The organism is Pararhodobacter sp. (genome assembly GCF_036802785.1).
Classification (GTDB): domain Bacteria; phylum Pseudomonadota; class Alphaproteobacteria; order Rhodobacterales; family Rhodobacteraceae; genus Pararhodobacter.
The window spans coordinates 1-13,818 of record NZ_DAIRVN010000026.1; the positions used below are offsets into that span (position 1 = coordinate 1).

At 66.1% G+C, this 13,818-nt stretch carries 16 protein-coding genes; 1 reads left to right on the forward strand and 15 read right to left on the reverse strand.

Features of this window, described 5'->3' with window-relative positions:
• Window positions 1-524 precede the first annotated feature (524 nt).
• Genes xth through V7Q53_RS10740 form a run of 3 tightly spaced genes read right to left on the reverse strand, consistent with a single transcriptional unit; the run spans window position 525 to window position 4,768 of the window.
• Window positions 525-1,316, reverse strand: coding sequence for an exodeoxyribonuclease III (gene xth, locus V7Q53_RS10730; RefSeq protein WP_333828541.1), 792 nt, complete (start codon window positions 1,314-1,316; stop codon window positions 525-527).
• A gap of 26 nt (window positions 1,317-1,342) precedes the next feature.
• A complete protein-coding gene (trpE, locus tag V7Q53_RS10735; protein ID WP_333828542.1) occupies window positions 1,343-2,863 on the reverse strand; it encodes an anthranilate synthase component I in 1,521 nt (506 codons plus the stop codon).
• A 45-nt stretch (window positions 2,864-2,908) separates the two neighbouring features.
• A complete protein-coding gene (locus V7Q53_RS10740; protein ID WP_333828543.1) occupies window positions 2,909-4,768 on the reverse strand; it encodes a peptidylprolyl isomerase in 1,860 nt (619 codons plus the stop codon).
• A 213-nt stretch (window positions 4,769-4,981) separates the two neighbouring features.
• On the opposite strand from V7Q53_RS10740, the gene V7Q53_RS10745 reads away from it, so the two are divergent.
• Window positions 4,982-5,266, forward strand: a complete 285-nt coding sequence (locus V7Q53_RS10745) for a hypothetical protein (RefSeq protein ID WP_333828544.1) — start codon at window positions 4,982-4,984, stop codon at window positions 5,264-5,266.
• Here the strand turns inward: V7Q53_RS10745 and V7Q53_RS10750 are convergent.
• The 12 genes from V7Q53_RS10750 to V7Q53_RS10805 form a co-directional block, all read right to left on the reverse strand.
• Complete coding sequence (locus V7Q53_RS10750; RefSeq protein ID WP_333828545.1) at window positions 5,194-5,514, reverse strand: DUF167 domain-containing protein; 321 nt, start codon at window positions 5,512-5,514, stop codon at window positions 5,194-5,196. The two genes, V7Q53_RS10745 and V7Q53_RS10750, sit on opposite strands and share 73 nt — an antisense overlap.
• A 3-nt stretch (window positions 5,515-5,517) precedes the next feature.
• Window positions 5,518-6,468, reverse strand: coding sequence for a threonine ammonia-lyase (locus V7Q53_RS10755; RefSeq protein WP_333828546.1), 951 nt, complete (start codon window positions 6,466-6,468; stop codon window positions 5,518-5,520).
• Window positions 6,465-7,286, reverse strand: coding sequence for an alpha/beta fold hydrolase (locus V7Q53_RS10760; RefSeq protein WP_333828547.1), 822 nt, complete (start codon window positions 7,284-7,286; stop codon window positions 6,465-6,467). The genes V7Q53_RS10755 and V7Q53_RS10760 overlap by 4 nt, the downstream gene beginning before the upstream one ends.
• A gap of 180 nt (window positions 7,287-7,466) precedes the next feature.
• Window positions 7,467-8,084: an urease accessory protein UreG gene (gene ureG, locus V7Q53_RS10765; protein ID WP_333828548.1), complete on the reverse strand. Its 618-nt coding sequence runs from the start codon at window positions 8,082-8,084 to the stop codon at window positions 7,467-7,469.
• Window positions 8,081-8,713, reverse strand: a complete 633-nt coding sequence (locus tag V7Q53_RS10770; protein ID WP_333828549.1) for an urease accessory protein UreF — start codon at window positions 8,711-8,713, stop codon at window positions 8,081-8,083. Before V7Q53_RS10770 ends, ureG begins: the two co-directional genes overlap by 4 nt.
• Window positions 8,714-9,217: an urease accessory protein UreE gene (ureE, locus tag V7Q53_RS10775; RefSeq protein ID WP_333828550.1), complete on the reverse strand. Its 504-nt coding sequence runs from the start codon at window positions 9,215-9,217 to the stop codon at window positions 8,714-8,716.
• Window positions 9,218-9,305: 88 nt separating this feature from the next.
• Window positions 9,306-9,527: a hypothetical protein gene (locus V7Q53_RS10780; RefSeq protein WP_333828551.1), complete on the reverse strand. Its 222-nt coding sequence runs from the start codon at window positions 9,525-9,527 to the stop codon at window positions 9,306-9,308.
• A gap of 182 nt (window positions 9,528-9,709) precedes the next feature.
• Window positions 9,710-11,452, reverse strand: a complete 1,743-nt coding sequence (gene ureC / locus V7Q53_RS10785; protein WP_333828552.1) for an urease subunit alpha — start codon at window positions 11,450-11,452, stop codon at window positions 9,710-9,712.
• Between the two features lie 311 nt (window positions 11,453-11,763).
• Window positions 11,764-12,069: an urease subunit beta gene (locus V7Q53_RS10790; RefSeq protein WP_333828553.1), complete on the reverse strand. Its 306-nt coding sequence runs from the start codon at window positions 12,067-12,069 to the stop codon at window positions 11,764-11,766.
• 4 nt (window positions 12,070-12,073) lie between these two features.
• Window positions 12,074-12,616 carry a HupE/UreJ family protein gene (locus tag V7Q53_RS10795; RefSeq protein WP_333828554.1) on the reverse strand — a complete coding sequence of 181 codons (543 nt, stop codon included), beginning with the start codon at window positions 12,614-12,616 and terminating at the stop codon, window positions 12,074-12,076.
• 9 nt (window positions 12,617-12,625) lie between these two features.
• Window positions 12,626-12,928 (reverse strand): urease subunit gamma, encoded by a 303-nt coding sequence (locus V7Q53_RS10800; RefSeq protein ID WP_333828555.1) that lies wholly within the window; start codon window positions 12,926-12,928, stop codon window positions 12,626-12,628.
• Window positions 12,925-13,746, reverse strand: coding sequence for an urease accessory protein UreD (locus V7Q53_RS10805; RefSeq protein ID WP_333828556.1), 822 nt, complete (start codon window positions 13,744-13,746; stop codon window positions 12,925-12,927). Before V7Q53_RS10805 ends, V7Q53_RS10800 begins: the two co-directional genes overlap by 4 nt.
• Window positions 13,747-13,818: the final 72 nt, after the last annotated feature.

Below are 13,818 nucleotides of genomic sequence, written 5' to 3' on the forward strand. Positions count from 1 at the left end.
CCCGGAGATGTCCAGCGCCCACCTCGCCGTCGACACCCGCGCCTTCGCCCAGGCCCTGCGCGACGCCGGTGCCCTGCCGGAATAAACCTTCCTCCAGCGCAGCGGGCATCCCGCTGACCTGCCCGTTGACCAGATTGCCTGCTGCGCAGAAGTCTCTTTGTTCAAGAGAAGGGGGCGCTGCCCCCGCCGCTTCTGCGCTGCAGAAGCGACTCCCCCGGGATATTTCCAGACAGAAAATGATCTGACCCGAATCTCTTCCATTTTCTGTCTGCAAATATCCTGGGGGTGAATGGGTCGCAGACCCAGAGGGGGCAACGCCCCCTGACGCCGCGTGGCGCAGCCGCGCGGCCCGGCCAAACGGGATGAGCGTTGCGGCGCAGCCGGAATGCGAAGACGGGCGGGAGCGGCACCGGGTCAGCGCAATTTCCGGAAAAGTTGACAGACTATTCCGGTCAGCATTTACGGAAAATCAACATTCTGCAAAGTTGCTCTGCTTCCAACAATAACAGAACCGGTGCAGGGCGTTACAGGTCCAGTTCAACCCAGACCGGCGTATGGTCCGAAGGTTTTTCCCAGCCGCGCGGGCCGGTTTCCACCCAGGCGTCGCGCAGGCGGTCGGCGGCCTGCGGCGAGAGCAGCAGATGGTCGATGCGGATGCCGTCATTGCGCGGCCATGCACCGGCCTGATAATCCCAGAAGGTATAGAGGCCCGGCCCCGGATGGCGCAGGCGCAAAGCATCCGAGAGCCCCAGCGCCAGAAGCCGCCGGAATGCTGCGCGGCTTTCTGGGCGGAAGAGCGCGTCTTCGACCCAGGCATCGGGGCGGGCGGCGTCGGCGGGCTGGGGGATGACATTGTAATCGCCCGCCAGAACCAGCGGCTTTTCCGCTTCCATCAGCGCGCGGGTGCGGGCCTGAAGCCGTTCCATCCACGCCAGTTTATAGTCGAATTTCGGCCCAGGCGCCGGGTTGCCGTTGGGCAGGTAGAGACCGCAGATGCGCAGCCCGCCAGCGCCATCACCAGTGCCCTCAACCGTCGCCTCGATCCAGCGCGCCTGCGGGTCTTCATCGTCGCCCGGCAACCCGCGCACCACATCCGTCAGCGGCGCCTTTGACAGGATCGCAACCCCATTGAACCCCTTTTGTCCATAGGTTTCAAGGTGATAGCCGCGATCCTCGATCAGTGCCCGGGGGAAGTTCTCATCCACCGACTTGATCTCCTGCAGCACCGCAAGATCAGGTGCGCTTTCATCCAGCCAGCGGCCCAGCACCTCGGCCCGGGCCTTGACGCCGTTGATGTTGAAAGTGGCGATCTTCATTCTGTCCCCCGGGTGCTGCGCAAGGTTCAGCCGTTGCCGCGCACGAAGAGCCCGGCATCCTCGGCCGCGCGGCGCAATGCGCGCGATTTGCTGACGGTTTCCTGCCACTCCGATTCGGGGTCGCTGTCAAAGACCACCCCGCCCCCGGCCTGAATATACAGCACCCCGTCCCTGACCACCGCCGTGCGCAGCGCGATGCACATATCCATCTCGCCATTGGCCGAGAAATAGCCGATCCCGCCGCCATAGACGCCGCGCTTTTCCGGCTCCAGCTCATCAATGATCTGCATGGCCCGCACCTTGGGCGCGCCCGAGACGGTGCCCGCAGGCAGCCCCGCCAGCAGCGCCGACAGCGCATCCTCGCCCTCACGGATCTGGCCCACCACATTCGAGACGATATGCATCACATGGCTGTAACGCTCGATGATGAACTGCTCGGTCGGGCGCACCGTGCCGATCTGCGCCACGCGGCCCACATCGTTGCGGCCCAGATCGAGCAGCATCAGATGCTCGGCCAGCTCTTTCTGATCACTCAGCAGATCGGTCTCAAGCGCCTTGTCTTCCTCGGGCGTCGCGCCGCGCGGGCGGGTGCCGGCGATGGGGCGGATCGTCACTTCGCCATCGCGCAGGCGCACCAGAATTTCCGGCGAGGCGCCGACGATGTGAAAGCTGCCCAGATCGAAATAGAACATGAAGGGCGAAGGGTTGGTGCGGCGCAGCGAGCGGTAGAGCGCGAAGGGCGGCAGCGGAAAATCCTGCGCCCAGCGCTGGCTGGGCACCACCTGAAAGATATCGCCCGCGCGGATATATTCCTTCGCCTTTTCCACGGCGGCCAGATAGTCGGCCTTGGCGAAATTCGAGCGCGCCTCGCCCACCTGCGCGGTATGACCCAGCGCGCGGCCCATGCCCGGCGCCTCGCGCTCAAGGTCGCGCAGCGCGTCCATCACCCGCTCGGCCGCCTGCGCATAGGCGGCGCGCGCCGACAGGCCGGGCTCATGCCAGGCCGGGGCGACAACCGTCACCTCGCCCTTGACGCCGTCCAGCACTGCCACGACCGAGGGGCGCATCAGCACCGCATCGGGCAGGTCCAGCGGGTCCGGCAGGGTGAGGGGCAGGTTTTCGACCAGCCGGATCATGTCATAGCCCAGATAGCCGAACAGCCCCGCGGCGATGGCGGGCAGATCGGCGGGCATGTCGATGCGGCTTTCGGCGATCAGCGCGCGCAGCGCGGTCAGCGGGTGGCCGGAAACCGGCGCATAGGCTTCGCCATCGAAACGCGCCTGCCGGTTGATGCGGCTTTCCCCGCCCCGGCATTGCCAGATCAGGTCAGGCTTCATGCCGACGACAGAATAGCGCCCGCGCACCTCGCCGCCGGTGACCGATTCCAGAATGAAGCTGTCGCGCCGGTTGCCCGCCAGCTTGAGCATCAGCGAAACCGGCGTGTCCAGATCGGCGGCAAGCCGGGCATGGACCAGACAATTCTCGCCGCGCGCCCAGCGGGCCTCGAACGCGGCAAAGGCGGGGGTAAGCTGGGCGGCTTCGGACACGGGGCTTCGGGCCTTGTTGCTGGCGGGTGGCGGGTTGGTTAGCAGTTAGCGGAAGTTGGCGTGGACCGCCTCGATGGCAGCCTCGTTGAACGAGATCCCGGCTTCGCGCTCAAGGGCGCGGGCGAAATAGCCGAAGACATCCTGCGCCAGCGCGCCGCCGATCTGCTCGTCGATCGCACCGACAAGGCGCAGGGTCTGCGCATCCTCGGTGTCAGGCGGCTGGCGGTCGGTGACGATGGCGATAAAGGCGCGCTGCTCAGTCACCTGAACCACGGGCGCGCCTGGCTCGGCATCAAAGACCGCGTCCAGCAGCGCTTCGGGCAGGCCCGGCAGCGTGTCGGCGCGGGTGACATGCTCGAAGCTGTCAAAGGGCATTTCCTGCGCCTCGGCAAAGGCATTCACTCCGTCGCTGGCCAGCGCCGCGCTGAGGGCCTGCGCCTGTTCGACCAGCGCCACCTCAACCGCCTGAGCGCGCGCGCCCTCTGCGGCCTCGTTGCGGACATCGGCCAGCGGGCGCGGGGCGGGCGGGGTGATGCTGTCAAGGCGCAGCGCGAAGATGCCGCCATCGGCAAGCCCCAGAACCTCAGGAAAATCGCCCTCGGCGACAGTCCCGGCGGCCTCGCGGAACTCGGTATAGGCGGCGACACCGTCGCTGGCACCGACCGACCAGTCAATCTGGCCCAGCTCCATCAGGGTTTCAGCCGCCAGATCCTCGATCGTGGCACCGCCGGCCAGAAGGTCTTCGTACAGATCCAGATCATCGGCGATCAGCCGGCGCGCGCGGTCTGCGGCCAGTTCGGTGCGCAGTTCGTCGGCAACCTCTTCCAGCGGCACTTCCTGCGCGCTGAGAATGGCATTCATGCGGAAGATCGCCGGGCCGACCGAGGTGGTATGCGGCCCCGTGACCGAGCCCGGCGCGGTCAGCGAAAACACCGCTTCGCCCGCCGCACCCAGCCCCTGCTGCGTGACATCGCCCATGTCGGTGTCATCCAGCGACAGGCCACGCTCTGCCACGATCGCCTCAAAGGTTGCCTCGCCCGCTTCGATCCGTGCCACGGCCGCCGCGGCGCTGTCGGCATCGGGGAAGACCAGACGCTCGACAAGGCGGCGCTCAGGCTGGATGTAATCGGCCAGACGGCTTTCATAAAGCTGGCGCAGTGCCTCTTCTTCCACCTCGATCGTGTCGATGACCATGGCCGGGGTCAGCAACGCATAGGTGATGGTGCGGATCTCGGGCGCGGTGAAGGTTTCCGGATTGGCGGCATAAAACGCCTCGATCTCGGCCTCGGCAGGGGCAGGAACGGGCGTTTGCAGCTGTTCCTCACCCAAAGTGAACACCGCGAAATCATTTCGTGCGGCGTAATAGTTCAGCAGCGCATCGCGCAGCGCGGCGGGGGTATCAACCCCTGCGGCGGTTGCGGTCTGAAGAATGCTGCGCGCGGCATCGCGGCGGATCTCGGATTCAAATTCCGAAACGCTTTGCCCGGCGTTCTGCAGCGTGAAGCGGTAAGTGTCACGATCAAAGCTGCCGCCCGGGCCCTGAAAGGCCGGAATGGCGGTGATGGTGCGCTGCACGCTCTCATCGCCCGCCGAAATGCCGATGCGCTCCGCCTCGGCTTCAAGGGCGGCCTGCGTCACCAGCCGGGCACGGACCTGCGTATCAAGGCCCATCGCCTGCAACTGCGCGAAGGGGATGGCCTGACCGACTTGCTGCTCGATCGCGCGGATCTCCTGCTGGAGGCTGCGCGCGTAGCTGTTGGTCGAGATGTCGCGCCCGCCGACCTGCCCGATGGACCGCACCGTCTGGCTGAGGAAGCCGTCGATGCCGAACCCGGCAAGGCCCACCACAAGCATCGCCATCAGAATCCAGACGAGAATGTTCTGCGCGCTCTTCTTCCTGGCCATCGGGCCCTCTCTGGCTGATCGGTTTCGTGCCTGTGTAAGGACAAGCGCGCGCCGGGGCAAGCGGTTGCGCTTGTGGGCCGCAAAGGGGGGCTTTTCGGCCCCCCTCTGGGCCTGCGGCCCATTCACCCCCCCCCGAGGATATTTCTGAACAGATGAAACCCCGGACCGCATCTGCCCCGTTTAACCACGGCGGAAAAGCGGGTATGATGGGGTATGTTTACCATCGAGCACGACTTTGACGCGACCGTGATCACCCTTGTGGACGAGGGTGCGGTGCATTTGCAGGAAGATGTGACGATCAGCAATTTCGAGGATTGCGTGACCGTCGAGCAATATGACCCACAGTCAGACCGGGTGATGAAGATCACCTTCTCGTTCACGCAGCTGCGCGAATTGCGCGCGGCGCTGAACCTGCCGGAGGGGATCTACCGGCTGCGCCCCGGCCCGGCGCCAGACGACCCGCCTGACGACCCGACACCGGACGAATCGTCAAGCTGAAAGAGCTTGTCGCGCGCGCTTGCGCCGCGCAGCAGCACCAGCCGGGTGGGCGCGACGCCCAGCGCAACCGCCAGAAGGGCGCGCACCGCCGCATTGGCGCGCCCGTCTTCGGGCGGGTCGGTGACATGGATGCGGATAGGGTCGCCCTGCTCCAGCGCGTTGCGCCGGGCGCGCGGCGTGGCGCGGACCGCAAAGCGCGCGCCCGGAACCGCCTGCGCGGAAAGGTCAGGCAGGCCCCTGACCGCCATCGCTCAGAGGCTCAGCGCGCGGGTCATCATGGCGCGGTCGACATTGCCGCCGGTCGCCACCGCGATCACCGCATCGCCCTGCTGCGGCAGAAACAGCGCCGCCGCCAGCGCCACCGCGCCGCCCGGCTCCAGCACGATTTTCAGCCGGTCATGCGCCAGTGCCATGGCCCTGAGCGCCTGTTCCTCGCTCACCACCGCGCCGGGGCCGCAGAGCCGCCGGATAACCGGCCATGTCAGCGCGCCCGGTTGCGGCGTGATGATCGCATCGCAGATGGAGCCGGAGAGATGCGCATTGCGCTGGACCGTCCCGCTGGCCAGCGAGCGGGTGACATCATCGAACCCCTCAGGCTCGGCCGGCCGCACGCGCAGGCCGGGCGCGCGGGCCTCCAGCGCCAGCGCGATCCCCGATGTCAGCCCGCCGCCGCCGCAGCAGACCAGCACATCGGCCTCGCTGACGCCCACCTCCGCCGCCTGTTCGGCAATCTCCAGCCCGCAGGTGCCCTGCCCCGCGATCACCTCGGCCATGTCGAAAGGCTTGATCAGCGTCAGGCCGCGCTCAGTGGCAAGACGCACACCAAGCGCATCGCGGTCCTCGGCCGCGCGGTCATAGAGCACCACCTCGGCCCCCAGCGCGCGGGTGTTGTCGATCTTGATGACCGGGGCATCGGCGGGCATGATGATTACCGCCTTTATCCCCTTGATCCGCGCCGCCAGTGCCACGCCCTGCGCGTGATTACCCGAGGAAAAGGCGATCACCCCTGCCGGTTCCAGCGCCGAGACCGCATTCCACGCGCCGCGAAACTTGAACGAGCCGGTGTGTTGCAGGCATTCGGCCTTGACCAGCACCCGCCGCCCCGCGACCTCGTCCAGAAAGGATGACGACAGCATCGGCGTGCGCCGTGCATGCCCGGCCAGCCGCGCGGCGGCGGCTTCGATCATGGTGATATCGCTCATAGCAGAAGCCCCAGAAAACGGTTGATGGCACGAAGCGATTCCGCTTCATCCAGAAAGGGAATATGGGCGCGGTCCGGCACTTCCTCGCAGATCATGGCAGGGCAGCGGCTGGCCATCTCATCGGCGGTGGCCTGCGTCAGCAGATCGGAATTCGCGCCCCGGATCAGCGCCAGAGGCCGGGCGCAGGCCGCATCAAAGAGCGGCCACAGATCGCCGGTCTGGGCGTTCAGACTGTCCAGAAACGCCTGCCGCAGCGCCGGGTCATAGTTGATATCCAGCCCCTGATCGGTGGCGATGAAATGGCGCTTCGCCTCTTCCATCCAGCGGCTGGGCGGGACATTGGCAAAACCCTCGGCGGTATGTTCCAGCGCGACAGCGGCGGCGGCATGGCTGTGCGCGGCGGGGCGACGGCCGATGAATTCCTTGATGCGCTCCAGCCCCAGCGGCTCCAGCACCGGGCCGACATCATTGAGGATCAGCCCGCGCAACCGCTCGGGCGCGGTGGCCGACAGATACAGGCCCAGTATCCCGCCGCGCGAGGTGCCCAGAATGGCCGCGCTTTCAAGGCCCAGATGGTCCAGCAGGGCCAGCGCGTCAGTGGCCTCCTGCGGGACGGTATAGGTTTGCGCGCCGGTCCAGTCAGACTTGCCGCGCCCGCGATAATCCATGCGGATCAGCCGCAGGGGCGGCAGATGGGGGGCGAGATAGTCAAAATCGCTGCTGTTGCGGGTCAGCCCGGCAAGACACAGCAGCGGAATGCCATGCCCTGCATCGGTGTAGAAAAGCGAGGCGCCATCGGGGGCGGTGAAATGCGGCATGGTCTGGCCTTTCAGGAGCGTCGCCGGGCAATAGACCATGCCTTCCCGGTGCGGGCAATGGGGCGCCGTGGTTAGCGGAAACTTACGGCACCGTGCGCTGTGGCGCTGTGGCGCGAAGGTCAGGCACGGAGGTTTCGCATGCGAAACCTCCCGGTCCGGCAGGGGGGCGAGGGGTGAGCGTCAGCGCAGCACCAATCCGCCCTCATGCACGAGAAAATCGACAATCGCGCCGATGCCGTCGCCCTGACGCAGCCGCGCCATCACATAGGGCCGCGCGCCGCGCGCGTGTTTCGTGTCGCTTTCCAGAAGCGTCAGGTCGACGCCGACATGGGGCGCAAGGTCGGTCTTGTTGACCACCAGCAGGTCCGATTTCACCACCCCCGGCCCGCGTTTGCGCGGAATGTCCTGCCCGGCGGCGGTGTCGATGACATAAAGCGTCAGATCAGCCAGTTCGGGCGAAAAGGTCGCGGCCAGATTGTCACCGCCCGATTCGATCAGGATCAGGTCCAGATCGGGGAATTTGGCGCGCAGTTCGGCCACGGCGGCCAAGTTGATCGAGGCATCCTCGCGGATGGCGGTATGCGGGCAGCCGCCGGTCTCAACGCCCCGGATGCGGTCCGCAGGCAGAACCTGTGCGCGCATCAGGTATTCGGCATCCTCGCGGGTGTAGATGTCATTGGTGATCACCGCCATCGAGCAGCGATGCGCCAAAGCGCGGGCCAGATGCTCGGTCAGGGTGGTCTTGCCCACGCCGACCGGGCCGCCGATGCCGACGCGCAGGGGTCCGTTAGTGCTCATGTTCGGAAAAGCCTCACGTCTTTGGTTTCGTGGCGAAACGCTGCCAGATCGGCGGCAAGCGCGCAGCTGCCCAGCGCATCCAGCGTGGCCACCGCCGCGCGCGGGGCGAGTTCGGCGATCACGGGGGCAAGGCGGGCAAGCACGCCCTGCCCCTCGGTCTGGCCCAGCGGGATATGGCGCACGGCGATGGTGACCAGATTGGCGGTGAAGCCCTGCAAAAAGAGCGCGACCACCTGTTCCGGCGGCAGGCCAAGGGGCGCTGTGGCCTCACCCACCGCGACGGGCAGGGCACGCGGCAGCAATGCGCGCCCGGTCATCGCGGCCACCGTCCGGGCAAAGGCCGCGCCCTGTTCCAGCGTCTCCTGCAGCCGCTCAAAGCCCGGCTGAAGGGCGCGGGCCGTGGCATCAAGCGCAGTGAGGTCCGCGCCCGGCGCAAGCGCCTGCACCAGCAGCACCGCATCCTGCCAGCCCGCGCCATAGCGCAGAATATCGGCCAGCCACAGCTCCAGCGAGGCAGCGTCGGAGACCACATCGTCATGGATCACCTGCTCCAGCCCGTGCGAATAGGCGAAAGCGCCGGTGGGAAAGCCGGGCGACAGCCATTGCGTGAGGGTCAGGAGCGGGGTCATTCAGGGGTGGTCATGGTGGTGATCATGGGTGTGGTGATCATGGGCGGGCGTGTGGCTGTGCCCATGGTCATGCCCCATCGTGCGGCCATGGCCATAGGCGCCCCCCTCGGGCGTGAAAGGCAAGGTGGCGGGCACCACCTGCGCGCCCAGTTGGCGCAACATTGTCTCAAGCACATGGTCGGCGCGGATCACCAGATGGTCAGCGCCGATCTGGCACGGCGTGTGGCGGTTACCGATATGCCATGCCAGCCGCGCCAGTTCGCCCCTGACCAGCAACACCGGCTCGGCGGCGGCACGCACGGCAATCGCGCGCCCGTCCTCCAGCGCGAAGGCGTCGCCGTCAGACAGGCTCACGGTCTCAGGCAGGTCGACCAGAAAGCTTTCGCCCCCCTCAGCCTGAAGCCGTTTGCGGCGCAGGAAGCGGCTTTCATAGTCCAGAAGGACGGTCCCGGCGGCCACGGACCAGCTGCCCGCAGGGTGGATGGCAACAGCGCGCGGGGTCATGCAAGGCCTCCTTCATAGTACAAAAACAAAGGCCCGCCCGGCAGCCATACGCTGCCGGGCGGGCCAGAAAACTGCCTTGGTGAGGTGTTCAGCAGCCCAGACGGTCGCGGAAGACGTGATTCACGATCCGGTCGCGGCTGATGCCCCGCTCGGCCAGTTCCGCGTCGCTCAGCGACTGAAGAAATTCGATCTCGCCCGAGCGCGAACGCGCTTCGAGATAGGCGTTGAAACCCTGACCGATGCTGGCAAACAGGCGATCCATCTGCGCACGCAGATCGGTGCCGACCTCTGATTTGGATACATATGCCATTGGAAACCCTTATGGTTCGAGGTTTACTCCCATGGCAGTCAATATAGGGCACCATTGCTGACTTAACCACCCCGCATGCCGCAACGCAGCATTGCGCAAAGGACATGGCTTTGCTGCCCGATGCGCGGGCGCATACGGCAGCATATGCGGTGTTTATAAGCACGTTTTGCACGAAAACCCCGTCAGTAGAGAAAATAGCGCTGCGCCAGCGGCAGTTCGCTGGCCGGTTCGCAGGTCAGAAGCACACCATCGGCGCGCACTTCATAGGTTTCCGGGTCAACCTCGATCATCGGGGTGGCGCTGTTGCGCTTCATGTCGGCCTTGCGCAGGCCCCGGCAGCCCTCAACCGCCAGCGTCTCGCGCGCCAGCCCCAGCCGCGCGCCCACGCCATCGGCCTGCGCGCTTGCGCTGACGAAGGTGACCGCCGAGCGCTCAACCGCGCGGCCCATCGCACCGAACATGGGGCGCGAATAGACCGGCTGCGGCGTCGGGATGGAGGCGTTGGGGTCGCCCATCTGAGCCAGCACAATGGAGCCGCCCATCAGCACCATCTCGGGCTTGGCACCGAAAAACGCGGGTGACCAGAGGACCAGATCGGCGCGCTTGCCCTCGGTGACCGAGCCGATGTGGCGGGAGATGCCGTGCACGATGGCCGGGTTGATGGTGTATTTGGCGATGTAGCGCTTGACGCGTTCGTTGTCATTATCGCCCTGCTCTTCCGGCAGGCGCCCGCGCTGGACCTTCATCTTGTGCGCGGTCTGCCATGTGCGGGTGATCACCTCACCCACCCTTCCCATCGCCTGACTGTCCGAGGCCATGACCGAAAACGCGCCCATGTCGTGCAGGATATCCTCGGCCGCGATGGTCTCACGCCGGATGCGGGATTCGGCGAAGGCCACATCTTCGGGCACCTTGCGGTCAAGGTGGTGGCAGACCATCAGCATATCGAGGTGTTCCTCGATGGTGTTGACCGTGTAGGGCATGGTGGGGTTGGTCGATGAGGGCAGGATGTTCTGGCTGCTGACAACCTTGATGATATCAGGCGCATGACCGCCGCCCGCCCCCTCGGTATGAAAGGCGTGAATGGTGCGGCCCTTGATCGCGGCCAGCGTGTTCTCGACAAAGCCCGATTCGTTGAGCGTGTCGGTATGGATCATCACCTGAATATCCATCGCCTCGGCCACGGTCAGGCAGCAGTCGATGGCGGCGGGGGTAGTGCCCCAGTCTTCGTGCAGCTTCAGCGCCGCTGCGCCTGCCCGCACCTGTTCCTCAAGCGCGGCAGGCAGGCTGGCGTTGCCCTTGCCCGCAAACGCAAGGTTCATCGGCAGGCTGTCGGTGGCCTGAAGCATCCGGGCGATGTGCCACGGACCCGGCGTGCAGGTGGTGGCCAGCGTGCCATGCGCAGGCCCGGTGCCGCCGCCCAGCATGGTGGTGAGGCCCGAGTGCAGCGCATCGTCGATCTGCTGGGGGCAGATGAAATGGATATGCGCATCGAAACCGCCCGCTGTGAGAATTTTCCCCTCGCCCGCGATGATCTCGGTGCCGGGGCCGATGATGACATCGACGCCCGGCTGGGTATCGGGGTTGCCCGCCTTGCCGATCTTTGCGATCAGCCCGTCACGCAGGCCGATATCGGCTTTGCAGATGCCGGTGTAATCGACAATCAGCGCATTGGTGATGACCGTGTCCATCGCCCCGTCGGCGCGGGTGATCTGGCTTTGCCCCATGCCATCGCGGATCACCTTGCCGCCGCCGAATTTGACCTCTTCGCCGTAGCGCGGGGCATTGCCGCCCATTCCCGTGCGCTCGGTGATCAGGTCGCGCTCAACCTCGATGATCAGATCGGTATCGCCCAGCCGCAGCCGGTCGCCGGTGGTGGGGCCGTACATATCGGCATAGGCAGCGCGGGAGATGGTGTAGGGCATTACTTAACTCCGTGGATGGACCCGACTTGCTTGGCTGCACAAGTTCGACGTGCTCACCTGCAAGCTTTCACAGAAGAATTTATAATATTTTTCAATCATTTACAGATACAGAGGAATGTTTTGGATCTTTAACCAATTTTCAACCTCCCCCCCGTTGAGCTACTTTTCAGATAGAGCGAAACATGATTCTCTTTGTTAAGGCAGAACGCACATGACTCAGCTAGAACTCGTGCTCACATGCTTCGCTGCGGCTATCCCGGTTGGCATAGCCTTGGGCAAATATTTTGGTTGGATGTAATGTGTACCTCTCATCACAGATCCCCCATGACCTGCGCGTTGAACCCATAGACCCGCCGCGCGCCGCCCAGCGGCACCAGCGAGACCTCGCGCTTCTGGCCCGGCTCGAACCGGACGGCGGTGCCGGCGGGGATGTCGAGGCGCTGGCCGTGGGCGGCTTTGCGGTCGAAATCCAGCCCGGCGTTGGATTCGGCAAAGTGGTAGTGCGAGCCCACCTGCACCGGGCGGTCGCCGGTGTTGGCGACCATCAGCACCGTGACCGGCGCGCCCTCGTTGAGGATGTGGTCGCCAGCTGCGGGCAGGATTTCACCGGGAATCATCGGCTTACACAAAGGCCAGCGCGACGCCTGCCAGCGCCACACCCGCCCCCATGATCCGCGCTGCCCGCAGGCCAAACGCACCCAGCCCGATGCCCGCCAGATGCAGCGCGCCGGTGGCCAGCACGAAGCCCGCCGCATAAGCGGCACTGCCCGGCCCTTCCAGCCCATGCGCCACGCCATGCGCCGCGCCAAAGACCGCCAGCGCCAGCGCCGCCGCCCAGAGGGGTGCCTTCAGCGCGATGCCCGCCGCCGCGCCAGTGATGATGACCGAGGCGAGAATGGTATGTTCGGTCAGCGCGAACGCCATCCCCTGCGCGCCCAGAAGCCCGCCCGCCAGCATCGCCGCCATGAAGGTCAGCGGATAGACATAAAGCGCGCGCCCGCCGCTGATCACGGCCCAGAGGCCCACGGCCAGCATGGCCAGCAGATGGTCAGGGCCCAGCAGCGGGTGCAGGATGCCTTGCGTGAAACCGCCCTCGGGCCCGTGGCCGGGATGGGCCATCAGGGGCGTGGGAAGCAGCAGAAGAAGGGGGAGCAAGCGGCGCATGGCAATACCTCAGCGGATCGGATGGTGAACGGTGACAAGTTTGGTGCCGTCAGGAAACGTGGCCTCGACCTGAACAGTATGGATCATCTCAGGGATACCGGCCATGCATTGATCAGCCGTGATCACATGCGCGCCCGCCTCCATCAGGTCAGCGACGCTGCGGCCTTCGCGCGCGCCCTCGACCACGAAATCGGTGATCAGGGCGATGGCTTCGGGGTGGTTGAGGGCCACGCCGCGTTCCAGCCGGTTGCGCGCCACCATGGCGGCAAGGCTGATCAGCAGCTTGTCCTTCTCGCGCGGGGTCAGATTCATGCAACATTCTCCTGCATTTGCCAGACACGCGGCAGCGGTGCGCGGCGCAATACGCGTAACAGCCGCGCGATCTGGCGGCGCAAAGGCCAGCCGTCGGCGGCCAGAAGCCTGATCACCAGCTTGCCATCAAAGGCCGAGGCGCCGCTTTCAACCCCCGGCTCGGTCAGGGCGGCGCGGGCCGGGGCCAGCGCGGCCTCAGCCCCCTGCCCCACCATCACAAGGCTGGCGATTGCCCGCGCCCCGCCCAGCACCGCCGCCCCGGCCCCAAGGCGCGCACTGTCCAGAAAGAGCGGCTCCAGAAACACGGGGTGCGCGCCGCGCCGGATCTGGCGGGTGTCGCGGAAATGGAGCTGGCGCAGGGTTTCGCCCATGGCGGCGCGGCCCAGCACCACCGCCTCAAGCGCCAGACAGCTTGCGCCCTCATCCAGCGTGATGGTGCTGCGGCGTTCGGCGGCGCTGGCGTCAAAGAGGATGGTTTCCTGCGGCAGCCAGTCCAGATGCCCGCCCGCACCGACCCCCAGTTGCAGATCAATCCGCGCCACCCCTTCCGAAGCGCGGTAGATCCGCTCTGCCGTCTGGGTGGTGGCAACGGCGCGCAACCCCGCGCCCAGATCGAGCGCATAGCGCAGCCGGTCGCCGCCGGTCAGCCCGCCTGCGGTGTTGAGAAACACCACCTCCGGCCCCGGCAGGATGATTGCCTTGGCCGAACCCTGCTGGCGCAGCCCGTGCAGCGCCGCCCTGCCCCCACGCGCAATGAACGAGACATAGGCCTCGCCCCGGGTGCGTTGTTGGCGTGTGGTGATCGCTGCGGCAAGCATGCGGGCCCTCCTGCGCCCACCAGAAGCGGCGCGCGCGCCGCGCTGCAATGGATTTCCGGCCCAGGGCGGGTT

What these genes read in the sequence shown, in the direction of transcription:
- V7Q53_RS10755 (WP_333828546.1), bottom strand. Translation starts at nt 6,468, where the DNA reads ATGAGCGATATCACCATGATCGAAGCCGCCGCCGCGCGGCTGGCCGGG.
- V7Q53_RS10770 (WP_333828549.1), bottom strand. Translation starts at nt 8,713, where the DNA reads ATGACCCCGCTCCTGACCCTCACGCAATGGCTGTCGCCCGGCTTTCCC.
- V7Q53_RS10780 (WP_333828551.1), bottom strand. Translation starts at nt 9,527, where the DNA reads ATGGCATATGTATCCAAATCAGAGGTCGGCACCGATCTGCGTGCGCAG.
- V7Q53_RS10805 (WP_333828556.1), bottom strand. Translation starts at nt 13,746, where the DNA reads ATGCTTGCCGCAGCGATCACCACACGCCAACAACGCACCCGGGGCGAG.
- ureG (WP_333828548.1), bottom strand. Translation starts at nt 8,084, where the DNA reads ATGAGCACTAACGGACCCCTGCGCGTCGGCATCGGCGGCCCGGTCGGC.
- V7Q53_RS10740 (WP_333828543.1), bottom strand. Translation starts at nt 4,768, where the DNA reads ATGGCCAGGAAGAAGAGCGCGCAGAACATTCTCGTCTGGATTCTGATG.
- V7Q53_RS10795 (WP_333828554.1), bottom strand. Translation starts at nt 12,616, where the DNA reads ATGCGCCGCTTGCTCCCCCTTCTTCTGCTGCTTCCCACGCCCCTGATG.
- xth (WP_333828541.1), bottom strand. Translation starts at nt 1,316, where the DNA reads ATGAAGATCGCCACTTTCAACATCAACGGCGTCAAGGCCCGGGCCGAG.
- ureC (WP_333828552.1), bottom strand. Translation starts at nt 11,452, where the DNA reads ATGCCCTACACCATCTCCCGCGCTGCCTATGCCGATATGTACGGCCCC.
- V7Q53_RS10750 (WP_333828545.1), bottom strand. Translation starts at nt 5,514, where the DNA reads ATGGCGGTCAGGGGCCTGCCTGACCTTTCCGCGCAGGCGGTTCCGGGC.
- V7Q53_RS10800 (WP_333828555.1), bottom strand. Translation starts at nt 12,928, where the DNA reads ATGAATCTGACCCCGCGCGAGAAGGACAAGCTGCTGATCAGCCTTGCC.
- ureE (WP_333828550.1), bottom strand. Translation starts at nt 9,217, where the DNA reads ATGACCCCGCGCGCTGTTGCCATCCACCCTGCGGGCAGCTGGTCCGTG.
- V7Q53_RS10760 (WP_333828547.1), bottom strand. Translation starts at nt 7,286, where the DNA reads ATGCCGCATTTCACCGCCCCCGATGGCGCCTCGCTTTTCTACACCGAT.
- V7Q53_RS10790 (WP_333828553.1), bottom strand. Translation starts at nt 12,069, where the DNA reads ATGATTCCCGGTGAAATCCTGCCCGCAGCTGGCGACCACATCCTCAAC.
- V7Q53_RS10745 (WP_333828544.1), top strand. Translation starts at nt 4,982, where the DNA reads ATGTTTACCATCGAGCACGACTTTGACGCGACCGTGATCACCCTTGTG.